Here is a 24,391-nt window from a genome sequence, read left to right on the forward strand (position 1 = left end):
TCCTCTTTTAAAACTGTTAAGATAGTAGCGATTTTATTTAGCTATATTAAGTCAATTGTTTGTAAATTCGGAATTTCCGATTTATGTTACTTCTATGAATTGGAATCATCTCTATTGTTTTTATGAAGCTGCAAAGCATAAATCTGTAAAGAAGGCCGCATTAAAAATGGGGCTAGCTCCCTCTACAGTGAGTGAACAGGTGAAGAAGCTTGAACAGCATTACGATGTTCAATTGTTTGAGCGTAAGGTCCGTGAGATTGTTCTAACGCAAAAAGGCGAAGACGTTTATTCCTATGCAAAGAATATCTTTGATAATGGTATGCGCCTTATTGATAGCCTAACTTTTGAAGATGATGGCGGGTATGATGTTTCTTTTTCTATAGAGTCACATTTAGAATCACAGGCCGTCTCAGCTTTCTTGGGAGATTACTTTCAATTATATCGAGACTTTGGCCATACAAAAACAAAGAGATCCAAAAACTTTTCACAGACAATGTACTTCTTAGAAAACGATACTGTTGATATTGCTATTAGTGACAATCCGATAAGTAATGACATGTATAAGAACTTCTTGGTCGCAAATAATCAGCTTCGCTTCTTTATAAGTACTTCCATGGCCGCTAAGTTTAGAGATTTGCCTATGGAGCAAGTTGTTAAAAAATTGCCAGTTGGATTCTTATCATCAGATGAGTCTTTAATTCTTAATGCTACGCAATTATTAAAAGAGCAGGGAATTTATTTGAAAGAGAGCTTTTTTAGCGAGCACCTTGAATATCTTGAAACCTTGGCATTGAGAGGTGAGATCATTCTTGCTGCAATAGGTAATGAAACAATCTTTCAGAATCTATATTGCCTTGGCCCAGATAATGAGATTGCAGTTCCAACATATGCCATATTAAAACGCCATAACGAAAATCTTCTTTATGCACGTAAACTAAAGGATCTTCTACATGTTGAAAACGAGGATAATACTGCCAGAGGCCTTATAAATCTTCATTAAATTGTATTTGCCGACTAGTTCAAAAATCGTTAGCATCTAGCGATGAATAAAATCAGACCAATTCACTTTATTATTGCACTCTTATCAGTGTTTAATTTGTCTTCATTTGCCAATAGTGAAGATAATAGTTTTCTTAAAGATGGAAAACTAAAAGACATTATTATTAGAGAGGTTGCAAATTTAAACCTTTCAACTTCTGTTGATATTTTTAATTACGATAAAATTAAAGGTGTCGGACTCGGTTTAAAGTATAATTATGAAATGACTCCTTCGTATCTGAAGGGGAAGTTTGCAAGAGTAGATGAGTGGAGATTTAATCGATCTGTAAACCCTGGCTCTTATATCGATGCCATTACTCCAATAAGCCTTACATTTTCAAAAGATGATCGAGTTACTTTTATTAGACATTTTGAAAGTCAGAAAAAAGCGATACTCGCACTTCCTTATTCATTCCATAAGATTCCATTTGATGCTGAAAGTACATTAGAGCGTTTAAATGTTGGAGACTTTGTTTCCATGCCTGCGAGCATGAATTTAAATATTGGAGCTAGTTACGGTTATGATTATGCCGATATTATTGGTGCTAAAGTAAACGCAAATGTTATCACTAGTGGTAATTATATTATAAATATTTACCGTATGGATGAGTCTAAGGTGAGACTCAAAATAGTTACTCGTACATCTACAGAGGCCAGAGCTGGAGCAAAAGTTGAAAGTGATTTTTTTGTAACTTTAGTAAAAGCAGTTAAAGCTCCTGATTTTGTATCAAAACGCTTTGAGCTTGAAGTCTTTGAGTTCAATTATGGTCGAGGAATCGGTGAACAATATATTTTAGATTACGTGTTTGATTTAAGTAAACCAAAGGCACGCGAAGCTTTCGATCTAATTTTAAAGCCAAAGTTTAAGCTAAACTTTGATAAAATGTTCGGCCAGTATACGGGACGTCAATATATTGAAGAGAAGTTAATCTCAGACTTTAGCTTAGCAAATGAGTTGGCCGCTTTTAATGGTGGGGTGGAATTACTATTTCAAGGCTTTAACGAATATAAGTACGAAAGAAGTGGATTGAAGTTTGGAGTATTTATTTCTGAGATCGACTACAATATGACTTATTATAAGAATAATATTTCAATTCTAAATGGAGAAGACCAAGGAGATTATTTCTTTCCTAATAAAGTCTACCGATATAGCGAAGAATTTAATATTCTAATTCATCGACGAAAAGATAAGATGGAAGAGTCCTTCTTTTCATTTATACCTAAAAATAAAGTCCTAAACTCAGCATTAGACTTTGGGACAAATTATCTTCGAAAAGATCGCTACTTCACTAAAGGAGAGTGGAAAAAAACTTATCGTAAGTTAAGAGCACTCGTTCCTTCTTTTATTTTTAGAAAAATTGACTTTGGAGAAGTACCAGGACTTAAGACGAATATTACCACAGAAGTACGCTATCGCTTGATACTTAGAAAAGAGATCTTTGATTATATTGGCGACATTACCCTTGATGATATTATTCATGAAGTTAATAAGATAAAGAAAGATCGTGGCTATCGTATTATTGGAACGAGAAAAAATGGTAAGTACTTTATAAGTCGAGTTTTCTTCTGGCAAAGGGCCCATACAAGGCATGTGGCCAAGCAAATTCTAAAAGTTCTTAAATCTCATCCAGATAATGTGTATTTAAAATTAGAAAAGGTGATCGATAACATCGACAAGAATAATTTTAGGAAGTACTTTTATCGAGTTGTGCAGAGTTTGGTACCAATTAATGATCTACCAAACTTGATGTACTTTAAACTTGATATTCTTGGAAACAGAAGTGCCCCTGTTCATTTTCAGTACGGAGAGCATGAATTCCCAAGTATTTACTATGAAATTCTCGATATCAACCGTGACTTTCACGATTCGAAGCGAGATTTTCAAATAATTATGGAGTAATAATTTGAGCGATTACAAAGACTTTATTGGAGACTTTAAAGAATCACCTGTTGAAATATTTGAAAAATGGTTCCAAGATGCACAAGATAAAGAAGAAAATGCTCCAGCATTTATCTTATCAACAGTGGATGAACACGGTGCTCCAAATGCAAGGACTCTCTTGCTAAAAGAAGTTCACAAAGGAAAACCTCTCTTTTTTACTAATTATAATTCTGTAAAAGCAAAAGAGATAGATGGTAATAATAATGTTGCAATGACTTTTTATTGGCACCGTCTAGGTAAGCAAGTCCGTATACGTGGGAAAATTAGTAAGTGTGAAAGAGATATTTCAAGAAACTACTTCCAATCACGAGCTAAGGAAAGCCAAATTGCTAGTCTTACTTCGAAACAATCAGAGTCTGTATCTAGTAGGAAAAATTTAGAAACTGAATACCATGAAAACCTAATACGTTATAATAATGAAAGTGTTCCTTATCCAGAGAATTGGGGAGGGTATTATGTTGAAGTTAATGAGATAACTTTTTTCATTTACGGAGAGCACAGACTTAACGATCGTTTTCAATTTGTTAAAAAAGGTAATAAGTGGGATTCTTTAAGACTTTATCCATAGTAATTGCTATTTTCATATCTATTAATGTAAAGGCCTTGGACTTCTATGTTGGAGGTGGAACCTCATTTTCCGGAGTCATCTCTGAGAGCGATTATTATAATGGCGCTACTGCAATTATTCCTTCTGCAAATGTTGGAATTCGATATGACACAATTTCTCTTGAAGGATTCTTTAGGCCAGGAACTTTAAAGAATGATCATCAGGGTTATAAAATCGACCTAGAAACCTTACAATTTGGTTTTATGTTTCGTTTCACGCTCGAAGATATAGTTGATCTCAACCTTGGCTATCATTCAACAGCAGTTGAGGGAAGTTCTTCAGTATATAATGGTACAAAGTTATCAGGTCTCTTAGATCAAACGTTTTCTTCAGTGGTTTTTGGAATGGGTTTTAATTTTCCGATAACAGAAGCTCTAAGAGTGAGGACGGATTTCAATTATTATATTGGAAAAGAGATTTACTCTCTTCTCCAATTTGATATTTCTGTTACGTATAATGTAATTAGCTTTTAGATTACTCGTCACTGGCCGGTAGGCGACCATCGTATCTTTGAGTATATTTTGCAATCTCTGGTGTAATAAGACCTTTCTCATCGAGAACTTCAACAAGCTTTTCGCTTCTTATTTTATAGGCCTTGTATTCAGATAATAGGACTTCTTTTTCTTGAAGTACTTTTTCATACTTCTCTTTATATGTTGCCGCTGTTCGCGTAGCAAAATCCGCTTGATCTTTTAAATTAGAAAGTTCAACAGCAGTCTTTGCTTGAGCATTAATGTGTTTATTGAAAACAGACTCATCTTTATTTTTAAAGTCCTGAGTTGCCTTAACTGTAAGTGCAATTAAAATAACTAAATTTGCTGCGATAATTCTTTTCATAATTTGCTCCAATACTTATTAAACATATCGACATTCTGAAAAAAATCATTAATATTTTTTAATTCCTTCCGAAAAAATAGGTACTTAGAGAGATAGGGGAATTATTTATGTTTTTAATTGATGTAAACTTATTTGAAGATGAGTTCTATCTATTGCCTGTTGAACAAAAGAAGGGTGATCAGTACAAGATTGAATGTCAGTCGATTGAGTCCGCTAAACACCTTCAGGAAGAGTTAGGAAAGGTGAAGCACCTTCATCCTACTAAGGATAAGACTCGATTTAAGCTTCTTCGAAAAGAGGATAATTTTGGACTAGAAGTAAAAGTTTTAAAATTTGTTGGATAATAAAAGGGCCTCTAAAATAGAGGCCCTTCTTTTTTGATTTGTTTGTCGCTAATTAAGCAAGGTTCTTGTTTACGAAGTCCCAGTTAACTAGTTTCCAGAAAGCGTCGATATATGAAGGACGAGCATTTCTGTAATCAACGTAGTAAGCATGTTCCCATACGTCGATTGTCATAAGAGCAGTGTGACCATCTGTCATTGGAGTTTGAGCATCGTCAGTGTTAACGATTTCAAGCTCTCCTGCCTTGTTCTTAACAAGCCAAGTCCAACCTGAACCAAAATTAGTTGCTGCAGAATTAGAGAATTCTTCTTTGAACTTATCAAATGATCCCCATTTTGCATTAATAGCGTCAGCTACTGCACCAGTTGCTTCTCCACCTGCGTTTGGAGCAAGACAGTTCCAGTAAAATGTATGGTTCCATACTTGAGCAGCATTATTGAATAATCCACCCTTTGACTTCATGATGATCTCTTCAAGAGTCATGTTTTCAAATTCAGTTCCTGGAATCGCTGCGTTAAGCTTTGTTACGTATGCATTGTGATGCTTTCCGTAGTGATACTCGATTGTTTCAGCTGAAATATGAGGTGCTAAAGCATCCTTTGCCCATGGTAGTTCTGGAAGTTTATGTTCCATTGTTTTCTCCTTGATTCATAGATTCTTAATATTCTTTCTTTTTTGAACATGCTTATTCTAATGGCTTTGCCTCTTAAGTGCAAAACGCATTAAGTTAAAGGAAGTATTTTGCACTTTCGTTAAAACTGCTAATTATAACTCAAGAATTACCATCAAATGTCGATACTTAAATTAATGTCGATATTGTCTAATTCTACGATATTTATAATGATGACTTACTTGCTTTGCAGCATGGGCAATACTTTTGCACAAAGTTGGGGAGAAAGAGGCGGAACAATTTACTCTGGTACTAAGAAGTACAGTGGGAATTGGAGACGACTTGCTTCAACTGAAGAAAAGAGTATTGAGCAATTAATTAATATAATTAACACCTCTAAACTTGGTGTGAATTTAATTGATAAGGCCAGGCTAAGAGCTGCTAAGGATCACAAAAGGCTTGAAGAGGTTATTGAAAGTGGTGAAGTCTCTGTTACAGATACGACACTTGTAAGAAAGTTCAGTCCAAATTCTCCAGAAAGTGTACGCTTTGAAACTCGCTCAAAAGTTTATATCGATAAGTCACATAATACAAAGAACGCTGTTTTAGATTTAATTCACGAACTTACACACTATATTTATAAGAAGCCTTTTAATCCTTATGTTGGAGAGTTTTCTCTATCCTCTTTTCTTGAAGATACTATTCAAGGTATAGGAGGGGAAGTTGATGCATTTATAGTTGAATGTAAGGTGGGACGTGACATTTATGGCCTAAAGTCCATATCTGCACAATGTCTTAATATCTTAGATGGGGAAGAGTTCTCAAGAAGTCTCGCTATAAAGGAATTTTATAAACTAGGTGAACACTATGATAAGTTTAAAAAGTCTGCTGATGAGCACGGAATTAAACAAGAAGTGATTACACATATTTCACCTGAACAGTCGAGCTTGATCTCATCTGCCTGGTCCAGCCCGTATCCGGTGGCCATCGTAGAAGAGTTTCAAGAAATCATGACAAAGGTCTGTCACAATGACCTTAAACGAATGACCTATCTTTCGGAGTCAAAAACTCGTTCAATTGCTAGTGCTAATGAGAAGGTTACAAAGGCACGTGCCAACTTTAATGCTCGATGTCGAGCATATTTAGATTGAATTTTATTTAGTCCATTGATTTGTTTGATATATAGCTGTTTAGGGATTGTCCCTATGCGCTATCAAAAAACATGCGTTTTTTGTGTGCCTTTAATTGACTAGAAACCTAAGCATTGGTAATTTATAAGCTAAGAATTTCATAATTTTACATATCTAAAAAGGATTGCTGACAATGCAAGATAGTGTTGTTTTATTAAAACTCGATGACTTCCTTAACTGGGGAAGAAAGAATTCTCTATGGCCAATGACATTTGGTCTAGCTTGTTGTGCTATTGAAATGATGGCAACTGGTGGTGCTAAGTATGACTTAGAACGCTTTGGTTGTGGTGCTTTCATGGCGACTCCAAGACGTGCGGACTTAATGATTGTTGCAGGGACAGTAACACTTAAGATGGCACCAAGAATTAAGACTCTTTATGAACAAATGGCCGAGCCGAAATATGTTATTTCAATGGGCTCATGTGCCAACAAAGGTGGCCCTTACTGGCAACATGGTTATCACGTCCTTAAGGGTGTTGATGAAATCATTCCAGTAGACGTTTACGTTCCAGGTTGCCCTCCTAGACCAGAAGCTCTTATTGAGGGTCTTATGACACTTCAAAAGAAAGTAGCAAATGAGAGACTTCTTAAAGATAAGTGGGTGAAGCATGCTTAATGAATTAGTAAGTTTTATTAATGATAAAGTTAATGGCGCAAACGCATCTTTAATTGAAAATGAAGCAGGTGATAAGCCAATCTTAGTTGATGCTTCTAAAATCAAAGACGTTTGTTTTGTTCTTAGAGATAGCTCTGAATATCAATTCAATGTTCTTCAAGTTGTTTCAGGCGTTGACTACGATAGTGAAATTGAAGTTAATTATATGCTAGCTTCATTTATTACTAACTCTGATGACGTCATCATTAAAGTTAAGCTTCCAAAAGCTAACAAGGATGATGTTCCTAAGGTTGATTCAGTATGTGACGTTTGGAAGTCTGCAAACTTTCTTGAAAGAGAAGTCTATGACATGAACGGTGTTGAATTTGTTGGACACCCTGACTTAAGAAGAATCCTATGCCCTGAAGACTGGGAAGGTTTTCCACTTCGTAAAGATTATGAAGTTCAAAAAGCTTGGCATGGTCTTGAGATTAATCCTGAACATAAAATCAATAATGCTGATCATGAATTCTTCGCTAAAGCGAGAGTTGATGCTGCTGAACCAAAGAAAGTATCTGGTTCATGGGATGGAAAGATTTCTGCAGATTTAGAGGCCGCTCTAAATAAGAAAATGGATGAAGCAAATAATTAATTTTTAAGGATATTTTTAATGGAAGATACATTAAATAAAACACAAGATGTTAAACAGCAAGAGGCTCTTCATACAGATCTTCTAACTGTTAACATGGGTCCTCAACACCCGGCGACTCACGGGGTTTTACGTGTTGAGATTAAAACAGACTCAGAAATTGTTGTTCAAGCAACTCCATACCTTGGTTACTTACACCGTTGTATGGAAAAGCACAGCGAGAACTTAGACTACCGCGGAATTATTCCTTTCACTGACCGTATGGATTACTTAGGTGCTATGGGAATGGAGTGGGGATACGTTCACGGTGTTGAGAAAATGCTTGGGACAGAAATTCCAGAAAGAGCTGAATACATCAGAATTATCGTAGCAGAGCTACAAAGAATTGCATCACACTTAATGTACTTTGGTACTTATGCAATTGACCTTGGTGCTTTCACTCCTTTCTTATATGCATTCCAAGATAGAGAAGAAATCCTAAGACTCTTTGAAGAGCTTTCTGGTGCACGTCTTCTTTATAATTATATTTGGGTAGGTGGTGTATGGAACGACATCACTGATGATCAACTTCGTCGTATCGATACTTTCTGTACTAAGATGGAAGAGAATGTGAAAAAGTACCACGATCTTGTTGGTATGAATGCTATCTTCCGTGACAGAACTGCAAATGTTGGTGTTGTAACTCCAGAAATGGCCTACCAATACGGAGCAACAGGTGCTGTTCTTCGTGGTTCAGGTGTTGAGTGGGATCTTCGTAAGAAGAAGCCATACGGTTACTACGAAAAGTTTGATTTTGATGTCGTTACAGGTAAAGGTGAAATGGGAACTGTCGGTGACTGTTGGGACCGTTATTATGTACGTGTTTTCGAAATCTTTGAATCAATTAAGATTCTACGCCAAGCACTTGATGGAATTGAGGAAGGTCCAATTATGGGGAAAGTTCCAAAGATCATCAAGTTACCTAAAGGTGAAATCTATACAAAAACAGAGTGTCCACGTGGAGAGCTTGGTTATCACATCGTTTCAGATGGTGGTAAAACTCCTTACAGAGTTAAAGTTAAGTCTTCATGTTTTACACACACTTCAATGCTTCCTGAGCTTGGAAAGGGTCAGATGATTGCAGACTTCGTTGCTACAATCGGAAGTATTGATATTGTACTAGGAGAGGTTGACCGATGAGTACACAAGCAACTTACCAAGCAGGTGAGCAATTAACATTAGGAAAATGGTTTAAGAATATTTGGACAGCAGTTAGAACTGTAACAAAAGGTCTAGGTATTACTTTTAAATATGTATACGGTGTAAAGCCTGTAACAATTGAGTATCCAGAAGTAAGAGAAGAGCTTCCTAAAAACTCTCGCTCTCGTCTTTTCAACGATGTTGAAAACTGTATTTCTTGTTACCAGTGTGCAACGGCTTGTCCAGTTGACTGTATTTACATTACAGCAACTAGAAGAGAAAAAGATGCACCAACGATTAAAGCGAAAAATGGTACTCCTATTAAGCTTGATCTAATGCAATTCACAATTGATACAGCACTTTGCTGTTACTGTGGTCTTTGTACAACTGTTTGTCCAACAGAGTGTCTAACTCACACGACAGACTATGAATTCTCTCAATATACTCTTGATGAGATGAAGTACGACTACCTAGCGCCAGATATTAGAAAATGGCGTGAACGTATTGTTGGTTAAGCACCCGCAAAATTGACTGGCCAAAGCCAGTCTATTGTTTGCGGTGCTAGCTCCCCAACACTTTAGCTAGAAAATTTTATTCAACAAGCCGGGTTCAAGCCCGGCTTTGTTGTTTCAGGAGCAATGGGAAAGTAATCGCAAAGAAGAAGCGACACTTTCACGAAGTGAAAGTTAGCAACCCAATCCAACCCAATCCAAGCCAATCCAACCCAACCCAACCCAACTCAACTCAAAAGGTAGAGTAGTTATTTTGTTTACACTGCTCATCTTTTAAACACTCTATCTCCCCAATAATACGTGAAATACTTGGCATACAAAGTGCATATATATAAGTCACAAGGGGAAAAATATGAAAACTATTCTTAAGCTTACAATTGCACTTTTTATCACTTTAAATGCATTTTCTTATGATCAAATCTTTGCAACAACAGGTGACCTGAAAATAAGAGGGCCTTATTATGGTGACCAAGAGATCCTTTCAATTAGAGTTTATGGAGATACTGTAAGTGCATATTCTAAAAATAGACATGGTAGACAATATAATGACGTCCTTTTTAAAATCACAGAAGAGTATCAACCATACAAAGAATTCATGCTTGATATTTTAGAGAAGGGGGACTTTGTTGTTCTTCCAAATAGCTCAGGAAAAATTGAAGATCTAAGACTAATGTATAAAGGTAAGAAGTATAGCTTTCTTGAGGCAGCTTTATATTTAAATAATAAAGACCTTTGTGGGTTAGGAATGGCTTGTCCAACAAGTAGTGTTGCTGTTAATGATGGAAGAAGAACAACTACACCAGGAACAAAGGGCCCTTTAAGAAGAACAAGTGCTAGAGATGTTGATTATATGACTCGCGTAAATATCTTTTAATTTGCAAGCTCTTTAGTTAAGTCATCGAGCTTTGCGGCCATAAGATTACGAGTTTTATTCATTAGCTCATCTATATCGTCAACAGTTAACCCTTGTGTTGAGATAGGCTCCAAAGCTTCGATAATAACTTTACCAGGTACTATCTTTCCAAGATCAAATGAATCCTCATATTTAGAAAAAACTACTGGGTAAATTGGCATTTGCCCTTTAATAGCAACAATAAATGGGCCTTTTTTAAAAGGAAGAAGTCCTTTTCCTTTTGATCTCGTACCTTCAGGCATGATCCAAACATTGCAATTATCTTCTTTTATTGTCTGAGCAACCTTTTCCATAACAGACCAGGCTTTTCTCTTATTTGTTCGATTGATAAGGATATTTCCTGCAAGCCAGTACATTTGACCAAATACTGGTATCCAAACAAGGGACTGCTTTCCAAGTGAAACAGTTCGTCTTGGAAGGGCCGGGCCTACAAAGAATATATCTAGGTTTGATTGATGATTTGAGATAAAAACAGCATTGCGAGTACTCTTGTAACCTGCTGGTAGGCGTGTTTCAATTTTAATATTGAGAAATATTCTCGTCAGCCAAGAATAGTAACGAGCAATAAAGAATGTATTTCCACGATTTGCAGGACGTAGCATGCATATAGGAATCCACACAAGGGTTCCAAGAACGAGAAATATACCAACTAAGAGTAATCTTAAATAAGCTAAAACCATAAGTTTCTTATAGCATAATATTTTAGCGGTGCTTACGTTAAATTTATTCTATTTTAACGCAATCTTTTAAAAATGTTAAAATAGCGTAATAAGAAGAACTGAAGCTATCGCCATAAGAACACCAAGTCCTTTTGGGACAGTCATTGGTATATTCTCTATGAATAAATCCCACATAACACTCGTCACCATTTGGGCGGCAATAAGTCCAACTGTCGTCTTAACAGCTCCAATTTGATAAATGCCGATTGGAAGACCGACTACGAAGAGGAATCCAAAGATACCAGGAATGACATACCACCATTTAAATTGAAATTCTTTTAGACGAACAAAATCAGGAAAGAATTCTGGGTTGGCCTTTGCAAAGAAATAGAATCCTATACAAACTACTAAAGTCACAAAGTTTCCAAGAAGGGCCATCCAAGTAAGGCCAATATCTTGGGTCATTACACGATTTAGTGCTCCTTGAAGGATACCAATAAAACCAATTAATACAGGTACTAGTACATATATATTTGTTGTCATTTATTTTCCTATTTCTTTAAAAGCGTTAAACCTTTTAGATAATCACCTTCAATAAAGCCTTTTAGAGAAGGGCAGTCGCCTGTCAGTCTTAAAGCTCCTGTGATACTTATCTTTCTTTTTCCAATATACTCTTTTACTTTTGTTTCAAACTTCTTTCTTGTAATTGAGTGAGTATTTAAAAAGATATGTGCTTTTCCACCTTTATTTAAAATCATATCGAATAAAGGGATCATATCCTTATATGCATCAATTGCCTTTGATACTTTCTTTCCATCACTTGAAGCACTAGGAGGGTCACAGATAATAAGATCAAATTTTCTACCTTCTTCTTTAAACTTTTCTAATGCCTTGATTGTAGGCATACAAAGAGAAGTATTTCCTTCCATCTTATTTAATTCTAAGTTCTCCTCAAGCCAGTCCAGGTATTTTTGTGAAAGATCAACACTTGTAACATCCTTTGCTCCTTGCTTTAGAGCAAAGAGAGTGTATGCACCTGTATAGCTATATAAGTTTAGAACTGACTTATCTTCAAAGTCATCTTTTACTCTATTTCTTATCGCTGCCATATCAGTGTAGAGACCAATATCGTAAAATTGATTGAGGCGGATTATATAATCGACTCCAAACTCATTTACAGTGAACTCATCTTCTTGAATGGATTTATTACTTGCACAGTAAAATTCTTTTTTACGTTTCAAGTTTCTCTTTTGTACCCAAACTTTATCATTCGGATAAAAGTCTTTGATAATCTTTAGAATATCCTTTTCGAAGTGATTCCAGAAGTTAGAGTAGAATTGAACAAGAATACGATCTTTAAGTCTGATTATGAAAAGACCTGGCAAGAAGTCAGTTTCACCAAACGCCAGATAGTAGTTCTCACGGTCTGTTATTCCTCGGCGGGCCTCAAAGCTATCTTGCATTCTTTGTCTTAATTCAAAGTAGAAATCTTTAGGGCCAAGGTGTGAGCCTTCTCCAATTCTCCATAAGCGAGCTAGCACACTATCGTGAGTAGGGTCATTTAATAAAATGGCAAATTTACCTTCTTCTAGTTTTGCCGTTACAAATGGAGATCCCTGAGGAAACTTCATTGAGAAGCGATCCTTTGTAATCCAAGGATGACCTTTATAAAGATATTTGATACTTGCAGGGTGTAGCTCGACTCGTGGTGTACGGATGCGTGAGCGCCCTGTTGATTTCCCCTTGGATTTTCCAGAGGATGCTGACGTCTTTTTATTCATGACTATTTGTTCTCTTGTAACTTTATACGATACTGAAGGTTGTTCTCTAATAAGAGTAGTAATTTATTTGTGATATCAAATGGGTTAGAAAGATCAATTATTCCAAATTCTTGTAGACGAAATTTTGTCTCAAGATCTAGGTCTCGGTAAGGGTCAAAGTCTTGGCAGAACTTCTGAAGCTCTTCAAGTGTCTCATCATTTAGATAGAAGTCTGGATGAGAAACCTTCTCGCTTTCAGCATGAAGTTGTCTGTTTTCATTTCGAATGTGAAATAACTCTTCTTTATTATCCATTAGTAATTGTTATTTCAGATACATAGCGTTACGTCAAGATATTGGAGGTTCACTTTGGCAATAATATCATTCCTTTCTATATCAATCTTGGTCTTCTTACTTCCAGCAGAGAAGCTCATTCGTAAAACCAGTAACTTATCATATCGTTATCGTAGTCAATATCGGAGAGGAAAGGATCTCCTAATTGACTTGTCGCAACTAAACCTAATGGGGGATTTGACGCACCTCTCTCATTATAAGTTCTTTGATGAGTTAATTTGTGAAATTTCACAAGTTGCTAAGGAGTTTGGAGCTGCAACAAGTAAAACACTTTCAAAGCTTAGGCACTCATTGTCTACAGACTTACAGATCGAGAAGAAGAGCTCTGGTGTGATGAATGAAAGTTATTTCCAATTTATTCTTGCTGCTTGCTTAACCTTATTCCTAAATATTTTCTCGACGAAGATTCTCGATTTTGAAATCGATACACTATTTATTAGTTGTGCCCTTGCTTACAATCTAATAGGGATTATAACTTTTCATTATTTAATTAAGAAATTAGCACAGAAGCAAATTGTCCCAATTGGCCATGTGCTTCACAGTTTTTTAATTTTCAAGCTTATGTATGATGTTGGAACACCTCTTAATCAGTTAATAAATCGTTCAAGAATCAATTCCTTAGCAGATATACAGTTGTCCTTTGCAAAGGAGTTATTTCGTCGTCTAACGGCCCTCGTTGAGATGAAACAGGCACAAGGACTAGATATTGGGGATGACCTTGAGTCAATTGAAATAGGACTATGGGATGAATACAAGTCACAAAACGAACAACTACTATCAAGAATTAAAATATGTAAGTTTATCTGGCTGGTTGTCTTCTTTTTCATTCCTTATGTGGGAAACTTCTTTCGTTTGATAAGTCATTTAAATCTTTAGATTGGAACGCGCTGAGTGATTGATATTCCATACTTTTGTAGGTACTTTATTTGTGTAAGTATTTAACCAAATGGAGTTACTCGATGGCCTATCAAAACGATAAGCAAATTATTTATTCAATGAACCGTGTTGGAAAAGTTTATAAGCAAAAGCACGTTCTAAAAGATATCTCTCTCTCATATTTCTATGGTGCCAAAATTGGTGTACTTGGTCTTAACGGATCAGGGAAATCAACGTTACTTAAGATTATGGCCGGCCTAGATGAAGATCACTTAGGTGAGACACATTTAGCAAAGAACTATTCTGTTGGTTATCTGGAACAGGAGCCAAAGCTTGATCCTGAGTTAACTGTTAGAGAGGTTGTTCAGCAAGGTTGCCAGGAGACTGTTGATCTTCTCGCTAAGTTTGATGAGATCTCTGCAAAGTTTGCTGAGCCGATGAGTGACGATGAGATGAACGATCTCCTTGATAAGCAGGCCAAAATTCAAGATAAACTTGATGCAGTTGATGCATGGTCTCTTGATAGCCAGCTTGATCTTGCAATGGAAGCTCTAAATTGTCCTCCTTCAGAAGCAAAGTGTGAAAACTTATCAGGTGGGGAAAAGAGAAGGGTTGCGCTATGTCGTCTACTTCTTCAAAAACCAGATATTTTACTTTTAGATGAGCCGACAAACCACCTTGATGCTGAAACAGTATGGTGGCTTGAAAGACATCTTCAGCAATATAAAGGAACAGTAATCGCCGTAACACACGACCGTTATTTCTTAGATAATGTCGCTGGCTGGATTCTAGAGCTTGACCGTGGACAAGGGATTCCTTTTGAAGGAAATTACACTGGTTGGCTAGAGACAAAAGCAAAACGTCTTGCTCAAGAAGAGAAGTCTGAGTCTAAAAGACAAAAGGCCATGAAGGAAGAACTTGAGTGGATTCGCTCAAACCCTAAAGCTCGTCAAGCTAAGTCAAAAGCTCGTATTAAAAACTATGAGGAAAGAGCAAAGTTATCTAATGAAAAGAGAAATGAAACAAATGACCTTTTCATTCCTGCAGGTCCTCGCCTTGGTGATAAAGTAATCGAAGCAAAAGGTGTCTCAAAAGCATTTGGCGATAAGCTTCTTTATGAAAACCTTGAATTCTCTCTTCCTCCAGGTGGGATCGTTGGTATTATTGGCCCTAACGGTGCTGGTAAAACTACATTATTTAAGATGATTACCGGACAAGAAGAGCCGACATCAGGAACTTTTGATGTAGGTGAAACAGTTAAGCTTGCTTATGTTGACCAAGGACGTGACTTAGATCCAGAAAAAACAATTTATGATGTTGTTGCTGATGGGACAGAGTTCATTAATGTTGCAGGTACTGAAGTTAATTCTCGTGCCTATATTGCAAAATTCAACTTCTCTGGTGAAGACCAAAAGAAGAAAGTTTCTGAACTTTCTGGTGGGGAAAGAAATCGAGTTCACCTTGCAAAAGTCTTAAAAGAAGGTGGAAACGTTCTATTACTGGATGAGCCTACAAATGACCTTGATGTAAATACGCTTCAGGCCCTTGAAAAGGCCCTCGTAGACTACGCTGGTTGTGCTGTAATTATTTCCCATGACCGTTTCTTCTTAGATCGTCTTGCAACTCATATTCTTGCTTTTGAAGGAGAAGGAAAAGTTGTTTGGTTTGAAGGTAACTTTGATGAGTACGAAGAAGATAAGAGAAAGCGTCTAGGTGATGCCGCTCTTAATCCAAAACGTTACACTTATAAGAAATTAACAAGAGACTAATTTTTTGCGTAGTATTTATAAATTTGGTGGCAGCTCGATAAAATGTGCTGCCACTATAAAACAAATTGCAGACCTTATTATAAAGTGCCCAAATAATTGCTTGGTGGTTTTGTCTGCAACTTATAATTCCACAAACGAGCTAGAAGAGATCTTTGAAACTTCTAGTCTTGATCTCGTTAAAGCTTTTTTTAATAAGCATCAAGTTATTATTGATGAGTTAGAGACATCCACTGATCTATCTTATTTCCAAAGTGAACTTGAGTCTTATCTTAAAAATGAAAAGACTAAGTCTGTTTTAGATAGTGTTTATAGTATTGGAGAGAGAGTCTCAACGAGGATTCTCTCAGATTATCTTCAAAAGAGGGAAGTTCATAATCATCTTGCAGATGCTAGAGACTATATTACGACTAATCGTAATTTTAATGAAGCTAAGGTTCTCTTTAAAAATACAAAAGATAAGTGCCACCCATTAAATGAGAAAGAACTGATCATTACTCAGGGATTTATTGCAAAAACACTTAGCGGGGAAACTTCTACGCTAGGTCGAGAAGGATCTGATTATTCTGCTGCTATTTTTGCTTGGGCCTTAGATGATGTTCGAGAACTTGTGATTTGGAAGGATGTAAAAGGGATTTACGGCCATGATCCAAAGTTATTAGACTCTGCGCCACTCATACCAAATCTTAGCTATCGTCAGACTAAACTTCTAACAAATAAAGGAGCAAAGATTCTCTTTCACCGTACAATGAATCCATTGATAGAAAAGAATCTACCCCTAATTGTTAAGAGTGTCTTTTTTCCTGATGAGTCTGGAAGTTGTATTAGTGAAGGTGAGGTTGCAAAACTTAAGGCAATCTCAACTCAAGAGATCGATGGGGCAAAAGCTTTATTAACCGTTTTTGGACTCGATTATGATCAGTCCTTGGTTACAAATGAGCATCCTTATGAACTTGATGAGAATAATGATGACTATTTTAGCTTGGAAGTTAGACAGCAAGATTTGGCGGCGTTGATAAACCTTTTTGGTGATCATCTTTTTTCTTCTCATAAATAGTAGAGTAAATAGGATTGTCTCCTTCGCTTCCATAGACTTCTATAATCTCAGTGACTTCTTTGTTTTCAACAAAGACAACATTATCTACGCATTGGCAGATTAACTTTAAGACTTGATTAAATTCAATTCCATTCTTACTCGATGAGAATATAGAAAATAGAGTACTAAGCCTTAGTAGAGTCTCTTTGGCATTATTTGCATGGATTGTTGTCATCATCCCTTTGTGTCCCGTATTCATCGCTAGTAAAAAGGGAACAATCTCTTCAGAACGGATTTCTCCTAAGAATATTCTCTTTGGAGACATCCTAAGAGCATAGGTACAATAATCATTTAAGCTCTTTCCAGAGCTCGAGTGTGAAAGGAGGTGAGTGGTATTTGAAATATCTCCATCTATTTCAGCGACATCCTCAATAATGACATGATGTTCATTTGAGTTTGCCATATCTTTGCAAACCTTTAGAAAACTCGTTTTTCCACTTCCTGTCGAGCCAGCAATTACGATATTCTTATATTCATTAACTAATTTATATATATGTGACTTAACTTGATTGTCTTGTGTGAAATTATCTAAATTAAAAACTTCTTTGCTGTGAACTCGAATAAAAGCTTTCGCTTGCTTAACTGGGGAAAGGCAAGGATGTGTTAAACTTATTCTCATATCAATTGGTTTTTCTGTAATTATTCTTGAGACTTTGAATGATGCAAATGGTGAACTAAAGCTCCATTCAATATTTAACTTTCTTGTTAAGAAAGTCAGACTTAATTGAAAGTCTTCGTTAGATAGGAATTCTACTTTAAGCTTTTCATTTGTTTTTGCGTGAACTTCGATATCGCTCGGAGAGTGAATAATGAACTCTCTTGCATCATACATTTTAAGAAGATCATCGATATAGCTTTGATTGTATACATGCTCAAACCAAATCTTTATTTGATCGATATTATCTAAGTCAGATGGCCTAAGATTATTAATTGATAGAGCTTCCTCTACGATTAAATCAAAGCTTAAGAGGTTTGATTTCTTTGACTTCTCAATTAATAAAGTTCTAAATTCATTAAAGAAAAACTGATTCAAATCTTCCATCTTTATATCCTTACTTTAGCTTTGCAATTGCAATGATTCGTTTATAAGTTTTAAATTTAGCCGAAGAAGAAAAGAGCTTTCCTAAAATTGGAATCTTTCCAAATAATGGAATTGATCGGCCGCTTTGATCATCTGTTGTGAGATCAATTTCAAACATTTGAATAGGTGAATCTTTTTGAATTAGAAAACTTGAGCTCTGAGCGCTTCCATTTATATAAGTGTCGCCATTGTTTTGGGCCATGGGTCTGGTTAGTTTTGTTTGATATTCAATCTTAAATCGATTGTTAATTCTCTCAAGTGTCATTGAGATCTTTAAACCAGCAAAGCGCCATTGAGTATTATTTCCATTGTTGGCCGTTGTCGTTGTAAATGGGATCTCTGATCCAATCTGTACCGTCGACTTTTGTTTTGTACGCAGAAGAATCTTTTGCGTTGCTAGTGTTGAAACATTATATTCAGTATCTCTTAACACTATATTCTGATTACGAGTAAGTGCTATTGCTCCATTGTCGAGAAGATCAGTTAAGCCTACATCAATTTGATCAAGTCCAAAGTTAATTTCTTTACCATCAAGACGCTCTATTTGAATAATTCGCATCTCTAATTTGTGATTTCTCAAGTTATTAAACCGTTGAGATGTTCTAAACTTAACTTTGAATTTATCCTTAATAGGTGAGAGAAAGCCTTCATCTGAAAGGATCTCTTCAGTTGTTAAGCATATAATATCAAGTTCTTGTTTTTGACATCGAATATCATCATAAAAGTTTTGGAAGAAACGATGGTGAACTTCAGATATAATCTTCTTGGCCACTTTATTTTGTAGCTCTCCTTTATAGATTATGTCCTCATTACTTTTTAAAAGTTCTTTGATTATTCGATATTGATCAATAGTTTTAATATCACTATAGATGAGAAGCTTATCTCCTTTTATTGTTCCTCTGATGCCAAAGTTTTTTAAATTTGATAAGGTCTCAAGGATTTTAAATTGGCCACTTTTAGACAATACATAGACTGTATGGACGACTTTATTTCCATTGCTTTTCCAGACTGTAACTAAAGACTGTCCCTTCATTTTGCCTTTTATATACAATTTTTGTTTGGCTTTTATGACCTTTGAAGAGAGGATCTCTTTATTGGAAACACTGAAGTTTTCAGCATCTTTTAATGAAATTTCAGATACTTGACCGATACTGAGTGTTATTTGCTTGTGAACTTGTGCGTAAACGTTTAAATTTACTATGAACATTAAGCAAATGACTTTGACAAACGGCATGAAAGTTAGTATAAAGCTATACTCGAAAACTGTTTTCAGATTAGTTTTAAATATATTGAGGAGATTTATCATGGTATCAAGAACTCGTGTTACAAGAAATAAGCGTAATGCTAAAAAAACAAAAATGGGTGCTAGAAGAAAAGCGCAAAACAGAAACAAGGGAACAACTCCTAAGTTTAAAATTCATCTAGATTAATAAATCAATTAATTTTTAGATATAAGAAAAGGGCCCTCTTCAGGGTCCTTTTTGCTATTTGTTAAAAGTATTATTTAAAGCGACTCTGTTCTGGCGAACAACTTTAAATTCTTCATTTTTCTCACTAATACAAATATGAAGAAGAGCATCTTTGTAGATGTCTTCACATGGATTACTCTTTTGAATAAACTTAATGTCTTCACTCTTTACAGCATTTTCATCTAAAACAAGTTTCATGACTTTTTCAAACATGACGTCCTTAATATCATAAGTATAGACAACGACATTTCGTGCATTAGTGTTTAGGGAAATAAGTAGAAGTAGTAAGCTAAATTTCAATTTCATATACGCCTCCAATATTCTTTGGTTGATTAGTAACTGGATAGGAATCTAACTCAAGTGCCTTATATGGAGCTATTTTATTCAGTTCTGAAATAGATATTTTTACTAAGTAAATGGACTTCGTATTGTTTTCAAGCCTTTTTACAATCTTTGCCTTGTTTGTAAGGTGGTTATTCCCCGAATATAGGGCAACATATTGGTCTTTTCCTACAAGATTAGTCATCTCATTAATTCTAAGTTTTAAAAGTCTTTCATCTTTAGCAATATTTATTTCTTTTTCAATTGTAGCCTCTGTCATGGGTTGGGATAGGATGAATGTGAAGATATTAGTTAAGACAAGTGCTACCCAAAATCTAAGATAGAGTGATTTTTTTAATTGTTGTTCTTTTTCTTTATTAAATAAAAGCTTAGAAGTACAAGAGTTATTTGATTGCGTTCCATTGCTTGGTAAAGTTTTTGATTTCTTGTTGTTTAGAATTTTCAATTTTAATCTCCAGGTTAATTATTAAAACGAGGGTACTTATAAGAATTGAAGACCATAGTATTCCTTCAATTGTTGAAAACCCATTGGTGCCATATGTCTTGAGTTGAGTGTGAAATCGTCTAAGACGTAGCCTTTCTTTAACTTGAACTTTAGTGTAATTACGAACGAATGATTTTCTGATAGATCACTTCCTTTGTAGTGAAAAGGCATAAATCCCTTCCATTCTTTTTGAAATATTGCACCTCCATCGAATTGCCTTTTAATTTTCCAGACTTTTTGTCCAAGAGGATCATCCTTCATTAGAGAAACAATATTTAAAGAATTACATTCACTGATTTGTAGCAACTTTAATCGAAAATAAAATCGATAACTTGCTTGTAGGATTTTTAATCCTTTTTCTCCATATGAAAGAAAGGGCCTTAGCCAGCTTAATATTGGTATAAATTTTCCATAAAAGAAGGAGCGAATAACGATATTCGTCTGAGAGATAAACTTGTAAAAGTCATTGTAATGTTTAACGGTTTTTTTTGCACAGATATATGATTTGTTATAGTGCTTGATAATATGAAGTTCTTCATAAGACTTTGCCATATTGTAGAAAGTGATAGCTATAAAAGTCATAAAGAAGAAAGCACCAATAAGACTAACGCTACCTCTTTCATTATTTAGAATCTTCTTATGGTTTAAGTCCATCTTTCATCCTTAGGTAGTGTTTTTTACCTTTATAGATAAGAAATTTTTCTGTCTTTGTTTTCACGAAAGTTAATTGTGAATTTGGATCAATCCATCTCTTAAGAGAAATAAGACTTTCACATGAGAAATGTTTGAATCGTTCATTTTTATGATGAGTATTTGCTAGGGTGTGAACATAGCTTCGAAATACCATCATATTTTTACAACGGTATTTCTCGCTAACTGAAATACCCGCAAGAAATACCGTTAAAATTAGAATAGTTGATATGAAAAAAGGAATGACTTTCATTAGTCGATCTTAATACTTTCTGTGATCTTTGATGAAGCATCCTCAAGTCTTGTTTTAACTCGGCTACCTAGGCCTTTTACTGCCGTTATACAGATGATTCCTACAAGGCTTGTAATGATCATATATTCCATAACACCTTGGCCTTTATTATTTCTTAGAATCTTTTTCACTTTGTACCTCCGAAAATTAAGTTAGAGGCGTTATAAATGATTGCATGAATGTTTTCATTAAGATGAGAGAAAAACTCGGGGATTATTTCATTTATGAAATAAAGGATTATTTTTCCTAGTATTTTCAGCAAGTTGCTAATAATTTGGGAGAGATTAAAATATCCTTATGAATGATAAAAGTAACTTCTACGTTTTTGAGAAAAAAGAAATCCTATTGGTTGTTATCTTCGTTATTTTAGTAGCGGTAACATCTTTCTTCTTTGGTTTAAAGATTGGTTCAAACTATGCTTTTGAAAAGTCTGGTTTAGATCAAGAAGCTGAAAAGGTTTTAGATTCACCGGTAACACAAAAAGAGAAGATCGAATTAACTTCACCAGAAGAAGAAAAGGTTCAAGAACTTGTTCAAGAGCAACGTACAAAAGACGTTTCAAAAGAAGATCTTAACAAGCGAATTGAGGAATCATTGAAAGAAAAAATGGTTAAGGAGTTCTCAAGTGAGAATAAAGAGTTCAATGATCTCGCTGCAGATACTCCACCTGTTCAAGAACAAGTAGAAGAAAGACAGGCCGAACCAGTTGTTCAAGCTCAAACAGAGACGACTCAAATTCAAGAGACATCAAGTGGTACAGATGAGTACACAGGTAAATACACAATTGTTGTTGGTTCATTTGAGTCAATTGATGATGCTAAAGAATTTGCTGAAGGCTTTAGAGTTCTTGGTTTTAGTCCAATTATTAATGAGAAGGATATTCCAGGAAAGGGGAATCGCTTTCGTGTAAGCTTGGGAGCTTTTGAGAGAATTATTGAAGCGAAGCAGTATGTTAAGAAAAATCGTTCTCTTTTTGCAGGGCGTGATTACTTCTTTACCAAATTTGATTAATTCATCATTTTAAAATTTTTATGATATGATGGCCCTTAATAATTAAGGGCTTTTTTTTATGAATATTTATACACTTATCATGGCCGGTGGCAAGGGAACTCGTCTGTGGCCAGAGTCAACTGAATCTAAACCGAAACAGTATCTTTCATTAGTTGGTAGCGAGACTTTACTTGGTCAAACTCTTGAGCGATTTGATGGTGCAGTTGATATTGATAAGAGATTCATAATTACAACGCGTGATCAAAGTGAATTGGCCATCGATTGTTCTAAGGATCAAGTTAATAAGAATAATATCATTTATGAGCCAACAGGAAGAAATACCGCACCATGTATTCTCTTATCTCTTGCAGCAATAGAAGCAGCAGGAGCTAAAGATGAAGATATCGTAGCTGTTATGCCTTCAGATCATGTCATCTTAAATAAAACGGGCTTTCGCTCGAGTTTCGAAAAAGCTGTTAAGCTATCAAGTGAGTCAAAAACCATTACAACAATTGGTATTCCGCCTCACTTTCCACATACTGGATACGGCTACATTAAGGTTGCGGATGCTCTTGGTGATGGCTTTAAGGTTGAAGAATTTGTTGAAAAGCCAAATTTTGAAAAGGCCACGGCTTACCTAAAGACTGGTAAGTATGTTTGGAATGCCGGAATGTTTATGGCCCCTCTTGGTGTCTTTAAAGAAGAATTTAAGGCCCATTCACCAGAGATGTTTAATTTTTATGAAGATTTAAAGGCCAATCTTAATGAAGAGGTCAAACTGGAAGAAGTTTATAATAAAATTCCAAAAGACTCTATTGATTATGCCATCATGGAGAAGTCGAGCCGCATTACTCTAGTTAAGGCCGAGTTTGATTGGAATGACCTTGGTTCATGGGAAGCACTTGAACAAGTAGTTGACCGTGTGGAAGGAAACACTATAATTGATAGTAACGGAACTTTCTTAAAGGACGCTACGGGAAATATTATTTATGCACCGGATAAGCATGTTTCTTTAATTAATGTTCAAGATCTTGTTGTTGTTTCAAATGATAAGGCCGTAATGATTGTGCCAAAGGATGATTCGCAACGAGTGAAAGAAATTGTTCAACACTTAAAAGATAACAAACGCAAAGAATTATTATAGGAGAATTCATGGAAGTTGTTAAAAAAGTAGGCGAGTATACAATCGTTAAAAAAAGATCTGGCCGTTTTGCTGTTAAAGATGCAAATGGAAAATTTATCAACAAAGAAGAAAAAGTAAAAATCCTTTTAGATGCAGGCTTAATTAAAGCTCCTGCTCCAAAAGTAGAAGAAGCACCTGCAGAGGAAGCTCCTGCTGAAGAAACTCAAGAAGCTGCTGCTGAATAATTCCAATAAAAAAAGCTCCTTAGTGGAGCTTTTTTATATTATAGATAATTTGGTCTTTGATCGTACTCAATCGGATCTTCAATCCCGGCCTTTTGAAAGCCTCTAAGTCTTAGAGCGCATGAATCACACACTCCACATGCTTTGTCCCCTCGAGCATAACATGAATAAGAAAATTGAAGTGGAGCACCTAGGTCTACCGCTTTTTGGACAATCTCATTCTTTGCCATATCAATCACTGGAGTGATGATTTCGATATCACCATCCTTTGTTCCCTGCTTGATTAGCTCATTATAAGCTGCGTAGTAACTTGGACGACAGTCTGGATAACCGGATGAATCTTCGTTAACAGCACCTATGTAGATATTCTTTGCACCAACAACCTCTGACCAAGATACGGCCATTGCAATGATGTGAGTATTTCTAAAAGGTACGTAACTATCAGGGATTTCTTCTGAGTCACCTTTGTATTGTTTTACATCAATTCCATCGTCAGTCAGTGAGCTTCCACCAATCTGCTTTAAGAAAGATACGTCGATTACTTTACGAAGAGATTTATCTACACCGTAGTGATCAGCGATTTTTTGGAAGCAATCAAGCTCTCGTTCTTCAGTTTTTTGTCCGTAGTTAAGGTGAAGAAATGCAAGGTTCTCATGCTTCTCATTTGCAATTGCAGCACAAACTAACGAATCCATACCACCACTAACTAATACAACTGCAAGTTTATCACTTTTCAAAATTTTTACTCCTTAAC

At 35.6% G+C, this 24,391-nt stretch carries 32 protein-coding genes; 18 read left to right on the plus strand and 14 right to left on the minus strand.

The genetic code is table 11. The annotated features are described in order from the left end of the window. The first annotated feature begins 94 nt into the window (after positions 1 to 94). The 4 genes from ACMAZI_RS13925 to ACMAZI_RS13940 are packed head-to-tail and all read left to right on the plus strand — an operon-like array spanning position 95 to position 4,060. Positions 95 to 1,000 (plus strand): LysR family transcriptional regulator, encoded by a 906-nt coding sequence (locus ACMAZI_RS13925; protein WP_412474341.1) that lies wholly within the window; start codon positions 95 to 97, stop codon positions 998 to 1,000. A gap of 42 nt (positions 1,001 to 1,042) precedes the next feature. Next, positions 1,043 to 2,938 carry a hypothetical protein gene (locus ACMAZI_RS13930; protein ID WP_412474342.1) on the plus strand — a complete coding sequence of 632 codons (1,896 nt, stop codon included), beginning with the start codon at positions 1,043 to 1,045 and terminating at the stop codon, positions 2,936 to 2,938. A gap of 4 nt (positions 2,939 to 2,942) precedes the next feature. Beyond that, on the plus strand, positions 2,943 to 3,548 hold the full coding sequence (gene pdxH / locus ACMAZI_RS13935; RefSeq protein ID WP_412474343.1) for a pyridoxamine 5'-phosphate oxidase: 606 nt from the start codon (positions 2,943 to 2,945) through the stop codon (positions 3,546 to 3,548). After that, positions 3,521 to 4,060 (plus strand): hypothetical protein, encoded by a 540-nt coding sequence (locus tag ACMAZI_RS13940; RefSeq protein ID WP_412474344.1) that lies wholly within the window; start codon positions 3,521 to 3,523, stop codon positions 4,058 to 4,060. The genes pdxH and ACMAZI_RS13940 overlap by 28 nt, the downstream gene beginning before the upstream one ends. Before the next feature lies 1 nt (position 4,061). Here ACMAZI_RS13940 and ACMAZI_RS13945 read toward each other — a convergent pair whose 3' ends face one another. Further along, a complete protein-coding gene (locus tag ACMAZI_RS13945; RefSeq protein ID WP_114706455.1) occupies positions 4,062 to 4,424 on the minus strand; it encodes a hypothetical protein in 363 nt (120 codons plus the stop codon). Positions 4,425 to 4,531: 107 nt separating this feature from the next. On the opposite strand from ACMAZI_RS13945, the gene ACMAZI_RS13950 reads away from it, so the two are divergent. Further along, positions 4,532 to 4,768, plus strand: coding sequence for a hypothetical protein (locus ACMAZI_RS13950; RefSeq protein WP_412474345.1), 237 nt, complete (start codon positions 4,532 to 4,534; stop codon positions 4,766 to 4,768). A 52-nt stretch (positions 4,769 to 4,820) separates the two neighbouring features. Here ACMAZI_RS13950 and ACMAZI_RS13955 read toward each other — a convergent pair whose 3' ends face one another. Further along, the gene (locus tag ACMAZI_RS13955; protein ID WP_114706453.1) at positions 4,821 to 5,399 is read right to left on the minus strand and encodes a superoxide dismutase; all 579 of its coding nucleotides are present in this window, start codon (positions 5,397 to 5,399) and stop codon (positions 4,821 to 4,823) included. Positions 5,400 to 5,606: 207 nt separating this feature from the next. On the opposite strand from ACMAZI_RS13955, the gene ACMAZI_RS13960 reads away from it, so the two are divergent. The 6 genes from ACMAZI_RS13960 (at position 5,607) to ACMAZI_RS13985 (ending at position 10,375) form a co-directional block, all read left to right on the plus strand. Continuing rightward, complete coding sequence (locus ACMAZI_RS13960) at positions 5,607 to 6,527, plus strand: hypothetical protein (protein ID WP_412474346.1); 921 nt, start codon at positions 5,607 to 5,609, stop codon at positions 6,525 to 6,527. A gap of 172 nt (positions 6,528 to 6,699) precedes the next feature. Next, positions 6,700 to 7,182, plus strand: coding sequence for an NADH-quinone oxidoreductase subunit B (locus tag ACMAZI_RS13965; RefSeq protein ID WP_114706451.1), 483 nt, complete (start codon positions 6,700 to 6,702; stop codon positions 7,180 to 7,182). Continuing rightward, complete coding sequence (locus ACMAZI_RS13970) at positions 7,175 to 7,813, plus strand: NADH-quinone oxidoreductase subunit C (RefSeq protein WP_412474347.1); 639 nt, start codon at positions 7,175 to 7,177, stop codon at positions 7,811 to 7,813. Before ACMAZI_RS13965 ends, ACMAZI_RS13970 begins: the two co-directional genes overlap by 8 nt. 18 nt (positions 7,814 to 7,831) lie before the next feature. Continuing rightward, complete coding sequence (locus ACMAZI_RS13975) at positions 7,832 to 8,989, plus strand: NADH-quinone oxidoreductase subunit D (RefSeq protein ID WP_120404524.1); 1,158 nt, start codon at positions 7,832 to 7,834, stop codon at positions 8,987 to 8,989. Further along, positions 8,986 to 9,504: a 4Fe-4S binding protein gene (locus ACMAZI_RS13980; RefSeq protein WP_114706448.1), complete on the plus strand. Its 519-nt coding sequence runs from the start codon at positions 8,986 to 8,988 to the stop codon at positions 9,502 to 9,504. The genes ACMAZI_RS13975 and ACMAZI_RS13980 overlap by 4 nt, the downstream gene beginning before the upstream one ends. Positions 9,505 to 9,853: 349 nt before the next feature. Further along, positions 9,854 to 10,375: a hypothetical protein gene (locus ACMAZI_RS13985; RefSeq protein ID WP_412474348.1), complete on the plus strand. Its 522-nt coding sequence runs from the start codon at positions 9,854 to 9,856 to the stop codon at positions 10,373 to 10,375. On the opposite strand, the gene ACMAZI_RS13990 is transcribed toward ACMAZI_RS13985, so the two are convergent. From ACMAZI_RS13990 to ACMAZI_RS14005, 4 genes are all read right to left on the minus strand, one after another. Next, positions 10,372 to 11,094, minus strand: coding sequence for a lysophospholipid acyltransferase family protein (locus ACMAZI_RS13990; RefSeq protein WP_120404526.1), 723 nt, complete (start codon positions 11,092 to 11,094; stop codon positions 10,372 to 10,374). The two genes, ACMAZI_RS13985 and ACMAZI_RS13990, sit on opposite strands and share 4 nt — an antisense overlap. A gap of 75 nt (positions 11,095 to 11,169) precedes the next feature. Next, positions 11,170 to 11,616, minus strand: a complete 447-nt coding sequence (locus ACMAZI_RS13995; RefSeq protein ID WP_114706444.1) for a DMT family transporter — start codon at positions 11,614 to 11,616, stop codon at positions 11,170 to 11,172. Between the two features lie 8 nt (positions 11,617 to 11,624). Then, complete coding sequence (locus ACMAZI_RS14000) at positions 11,625 to 12,854, minus strand: class I SAM-dependent rRNA methyltransferase (protein ID WP_114706443.1); 1,230 nt, start codon at positions 12,852 to 12,854, stop codon at positions 11,625 to 11,627. 2 nt (positions 12,855 to 12,856) lie between these two features. Next, positions 12,857 to 13,147 carry a hypothetical protein gene (locus ACMAZI_RS14005; RefSeq protein WP_412474349.1) on the minus strand — a complete coding sequence of 97 codons (291 nt, stop codon included), beginning with the start codon at positions 13,145 to 13,147 and terminating at the stop codon, positions 12,857 to 12,859. 54 nt (positions 13,148 to 13,201) lie between these two features. Here ACMAZI_RS14005 and ACMAZI_RS14010 point away from each other — a divergent pair, with 54 nt between their 5' ends. From ACMAZI_RS14010 to ACMAZI_RS14020, 3 genes are all read left to right on the plus strand, one after another. Continuing rightward, positions 13,202 to 14,062: a hypothetical protein gene (locus ACMAZI_RS14010; RefSeq protein ID WP_412474350.1), complete on the plus strand. Its 861-nt coding sequence runs from the start codon at positions 13,202 to 13,204 to the stop codon at positions 14,060 to 14,062. An 83-nt stretch (positions 14,063 to 14,145) separates the two neighbouring features. Further along, complete coding sequence (gene ettA, locus ACMAZI_RS14015; RefSeq protein WP_412474351.1) at positions 14,146 to 15,831, plus strand: energy-dependent translational throttle protein EttA; 1,686 nt, start codon at positions 14,146 to 14,148, stop codon at positions 15,829 to 15,831. A 4-nt stretch (positions 15,832 to 15,835) separates the two neighbouring features. Continuing rightward, positions 15,836 to 16,885 carry an aspartate kinase gene (locus ACMAZI_RS14020; RefSeq protein ID WP_412474352.1) on the plus strand — a complete coding sequence of 350 codons (1,050 nt, stop codon included), beginning with the start codon at positions 15,836 to 15,838 and terminating at the stop codon, positions 16,883 to 16,885. On the opposite strand, the gene ACMAZI_RS14025 is transcribed toward ACMAZI_RS14020, so the two are convergent. Both ACMAZI_RS14025 and ACMAZI_RS14030 read right to left on the minus strand, forming a co-directional pair. Next, positions 16,818 to 17,966 carry a CpaF/VirB11 family protein gene (locus ACMAZI_RS14025; RefSeq protein ID WP_412474353.1) on the minus strand — a complete coding sequence of 383 codons (1,149 nt, stop codon included), beginning with the start codon at positions 17,964 to 17,966 and terminating at the stop codon, positions 16,818 to 16,820. The genes ACMAZI_RS14020 and ACMAZI_RS14025 overlap by 68 nt on opposite strands. Positions 17,967 to 17,976: 10 nt before the next feature. After that, positions 17,977 to 19,212 (minus strand): pilus assembly protein N-terminal domain-containing protein, encoded by a 1,236-nt coding sequence (locus ACMAZI_RS14030; RefSeq protein ID WP_412474354.1) that lies wholly within the window; start codon positions 19,210 to 19,212, stop codon positions 17,977 to 17,979. Positions 19,213 to 19,309: 97 nt separating this feature from the next. Between ACMAZI_RS14030 and ACMAZI_RS14035 the strand changes: the two genes are divergently transcribed. Beyond that, a complete protein-coding gene (locus ACMAZI_RS14035; protein WP_255509261.1) occupies positions 19,310 to 19,435 on the plus strand; it encodes a hypothetical protein in 126 nt (41 codons plus the stop codon). 54 nt (positions 19,436 to 19,489) lie between these two features. Here ACMAZI_RS14035 and ACMAZI_RS14040 read toward each other — a convergent pair whose 3' ends face one another. The 5 genes from ACMAZI_RS14040 to ACMAZI_RS14060 are packed head-to-tail and all read right to left on the minus strand — an operon-like array spanning position 19,490 to position 21,413. Beyond that, positions 19,490 to 19,780 (minus strand): hypothetical protein, encoded by a 291-nt coding sequence (locus tag ACMAZI_RS14040; RefSeq protein ID WP_114706436.1) that lies wholly within the window; start codon positions 19,778 to 19,780, stop codon positions 19,490 to 19,492. After that, entirely contained in the window at positions 19,764 to 20,261 is a 498-nt protein-coding gene (locus tag ACMAZI_RS14045; RefSeq protein ID WP_412474355.1) for a hypothetical protein, read from the minus strand. The genes ACMAZI_RS14040 and ACMAZI_RS14045 overlap by 17 nt, the downstream gene beginning before the upstream one ends. 36 nt (positions 20,262 to 20,297) lie before the next feature. Then, the gene (locus ACMAZI_RS14050; RefSeq protein ID WP_114706434.1) at positions 20,298 to 20,954 is read right to left on the minus strand and encodes a hypothetical protein; all 657 of its coding nucleotides are present in this window, start codon (positions 20,952 to 20,954) and stop codon (positions 20,298 to 20,300) included. Beyond that, the gene (locus ACMAZI_RS14055; RefSeq protein ID WP_120404534.1) at positions 20,938 to 21,243 is read right to left on the minus strand and encodes a hypothetical protein; all 306 of its coding nucleotides are present in this window, start codon (positions 21,241 to 21,243) and stop codon (positions 20,938 to 20,940) included. The genes ACMAZI_RS14050 and ACMAZI_RS14055 overlap by 17 nt, the downstream gene beginning before the upstream one ends. Further along, positions 21,243 to 21,413, minus strand: coding sequence for a hypothetical protein (locus ACMAZI_RS14060; protein WP_199506624.1), 171 nt, complete (start codon positions 21,411 to 21,413; stop codon positions 21,243 to 21,245). Before ACMAZI_RS14060 ends, ACMAZI_RS14055 begins: the two co-directional genes overlap by 1 nt. Before the next feature lie 166 nt (positions 21,414 to 21,579). On the opposite strand from ACMAZI_RS14060, the gene ACMAZI_RS14065 reads away from it, so the two are divergent. Genes ACMAZI_RS14065 through ACMAZI_RS14075 form a run of 3 tightly spaced genes read left to right on the plus strand, consistent with a single transcriptional unit; the run spans position 21,580 to position 23,640 of the window. After that, positions 21,580 to 22,293, plus strand: coding sequence for an SPOR domain-containing protein (locus ACMAZI_RS14065; RefSeq protein ID WP_114706432.1), 714 nt, complete (start codon positions 21,580 to 21,582; stop codon positions 22,291 to 22,293). Between the two features lie 58 nt (positions 22,294 to 22,351). Then, positions 22,352 to 23,416: a mannose-1-phosphate guanylyltransferase gene (locus ACMAZI_RS14070; protein ID WP_412474356.1), complete on the plus strand. Its 1,065-nt coding sequence runs from the start codon at positions 22,352 to 22,354 to the stop codon at positions 23,414 to 23,416. A gap of 8 nt (positions 23,417 to 23,424) precedes the next feature. After that, complete coding sequence (locus tag ACMAZI_RS14075) at positions 23,425 to 23,640, plus strand: hypothetical protein (RefSeq protein WP_114706430.1); 216 nt, start codon at positions 23,425 to 23,427, stop codon at positions 23,638 to 23,640. 38 nt (positions 23,641 to 23,678) lie between these two features. Here ACMAZI_RS14075 and queC read toward each other — a convergent pair whose 3' ends face one another. Next, complete coding sequence (gene queC / locus ACMAZI_RS14080) at positions 23,679 to 24,374, minus strand: 7-cyano-7-deazaguanine synthase QueC (protein ID WP_114706429.1); 696 nt, start codon at positions 24,372 to 24,374, stop codon at positions 23,679 to 23,681. Positions 24,375 to 24,391: the final 17 nt, after the last annotated feature.

Origin of the sequence: Halobacteriovorax sp. YZS-3-1 (genome assembly GCF_047084945.1) — a bacterium.
GTDB classification, from domain to species: domain Bacteria; phylum Bdellovibrionota; class Bacteriovoracia; order Bacteriovoracales; family Bacteriovoracaceae; genus Halobacteriovorax_A; species Halobacteriovorax_A vibrionivorans.

Excerpts from the sequence above, each read along its gene's own strand:
- ACMAZI_RS13925 (WP_412474341.1), top strand. The coding sequence starts at position 95 with ATGAATTGGAATCATCTCTATTGTTTTTATGAAGCTGCAAAGCATAAA.
- ACMAZI_RS13930 (WP_412474342.1), top strand. The coding sequence starts at position 1,043 with ATGAATAAAATCAGACCAATTCACTTTATTATTGCACTCTTATCAGTG.
- ACMAZI_RS13945 (WP_114706455.1), bottom strand. The coding sequence starts at position 4,424 with ATGAAAAGAATTATCGCAGCAAATTTAGTTATTTTAATTGCACTTACA.
- ACMAZI_RS13950 (WP_412474345.1), top strand. The coding sequence starts at position 4,532 with ATGTTTTTAATTGATGTAAACTTATTTGAAGATGAGTTCTATCTATTG.
- ACMAZI_RS13955 (WP_114706453.1), bottom strand. The coding sequence starts at position 5,399 with ATGGAACATAAACTTCCAGAACTACCATGGGCAAAGGATGCTTTAGCA.
- ACMAZI_RS13960 (WP_412474346.1), top strand. The coding sequence starts at position 5,607 with ATGATGACTTACTTGCTTTGCAGCATGGGCAATACTTTTGCACAAAGT.
- ACMAZI_RS13965 (WP_114706451.1), top strand. The coding sequence starts at position 6,700 with ATGCAAGATAGTGTTGTTTTATTAAAACTCGATGACTTCCTTAACTGG.
- ACMAZI_RS13970 (WP_412474347.1), top strand. The coding sequence starts at position 7,175 with ATGCTTAATGAATTAGTAAGTTTTATTAATGATAAAGTTAATGGCGCA.
- ACMAZI_RS13975 (WP_120404524.1), top strand. The coding sequence starts at position 7,832 with ATGGAAGATACATTAAATAAAACACAAGATGTTAAACAGCAAGAGGCT.
- ACMAZI_RS13980 (WP_114706448.1), top strand. The coding sequence starts at position 8,986 with ATGAGTACACAAGCAACTTACCAAGCAGGTGAGCAATTAACATTAGGA.
- ACMAZI_RS13985 (WP_412474348.1), top strand. The coding sequence starts at position 9,854 with ATGAAAACTATTCTTAAGCTTACAATTGCACTTTTTATCACTTTAAAT.
- ACMAZI_RS13990 (WP_120404526.1), bottom strand. The coding sequence starts at position 11,094 with ATGGTTTTAGCTTATTTAAGATTACTCTTAGTTGGTATATTTCTCGTT.
- ACMAZI_RS13995 (WP_114706444.1), bottom strand. The coding sequence starts at position 11,616 with ATGACAACAAATATATATGTACTAGTACCTGTATTAATTGGTTTTATT.
- ACMAZI_RS14000 (WP_114706443.1), bottom strand. The coding sequence starts at position 12,854 with ATGAATAAAAAGACGTCAGCATCCTCTGGAAAATCCAAGGGGAAATCA.
- ACMAZI_RS14005 (WP_412474349.1), bottom strand. The coding sequence starts at position 13,147 with ATGGATAATAAAGAAGAGTTATTTCACATTCGAAATGAAAACAGACAA.
- ettA (WP_412474351.1), top strand. The coding sequence starts at position 14,146 with ATGGCCTATCAAAACGATAAGCAAATTATTTATTCAATGAACCGTGTT.
- ACMAZI_RS14025 (WP_412474353.1), bottom strand. The coding sequence starts at position 17,966 with ATGGAAGATTTGAATCAGTTTTTCTTTAATGAATTTAGAACTTTATTA.
- ACMAZI_RS14030 (WP_412474354.1), bottom strand. The coding sequence starts at position 19,212 with ATGTTCATAGTAAATTTAAACGTTTACGCACAAGTTCACAAGCAAATA.
- ACMAZI_RS14035 (WP_255509261.1), top strand. The coding sequence starts at position 19,310 with ATGGTATCAAGAACTCGTGTTACAAGAAATAAGCGTAATGCTAAAAAA.
- ACMAZI_RS14040 (WP_114706436.1), bottom strand. The coding sequence starts at position 19,780 with ATGAAATTGAAATTTAGCTTACTACTTCTACTTATTTCCCTAAACACT.
- ACMAZI_RS14050 (WP_114706434.1), bottom strand. The coding sequence starts at position 20,954 with ATGGACTTAAACCATAAGAAGATTCTAAATAATGAAAGAGGTAGCGTT.
- ACMAZI_RS14055 (WP_120404534.1), bottom strand. The coding sequence starts at position 21,243 with ATGAAAGTCATTCCTTTTTTCATATCAACTATTCTAATTTTAACGGTA.
- ACMAZI_RS14065 (WP_114706432.1), top strand. The coding sequence starts at position 21,580 with ATGAATGATAAAAGTAACTTCTACGTTTTTGAGAAAAAAGAAATCCTA.
- ACMAZI_RS14070 (WP_412474356.1), top strand. The coding sequence starts at position 22,352 with ATGAATATTTATACACTTATCATGGCCGGTGGCAAGGGAACTCGTCTG.
- ACMAZI_RS14075 (WP_114706430.1), top strand. The coding sequence starts at position 23,425 with ATGGAAGTTGTTAAAAAAGTAGGCGAGTATACAATCGTTAAAAAAAGA.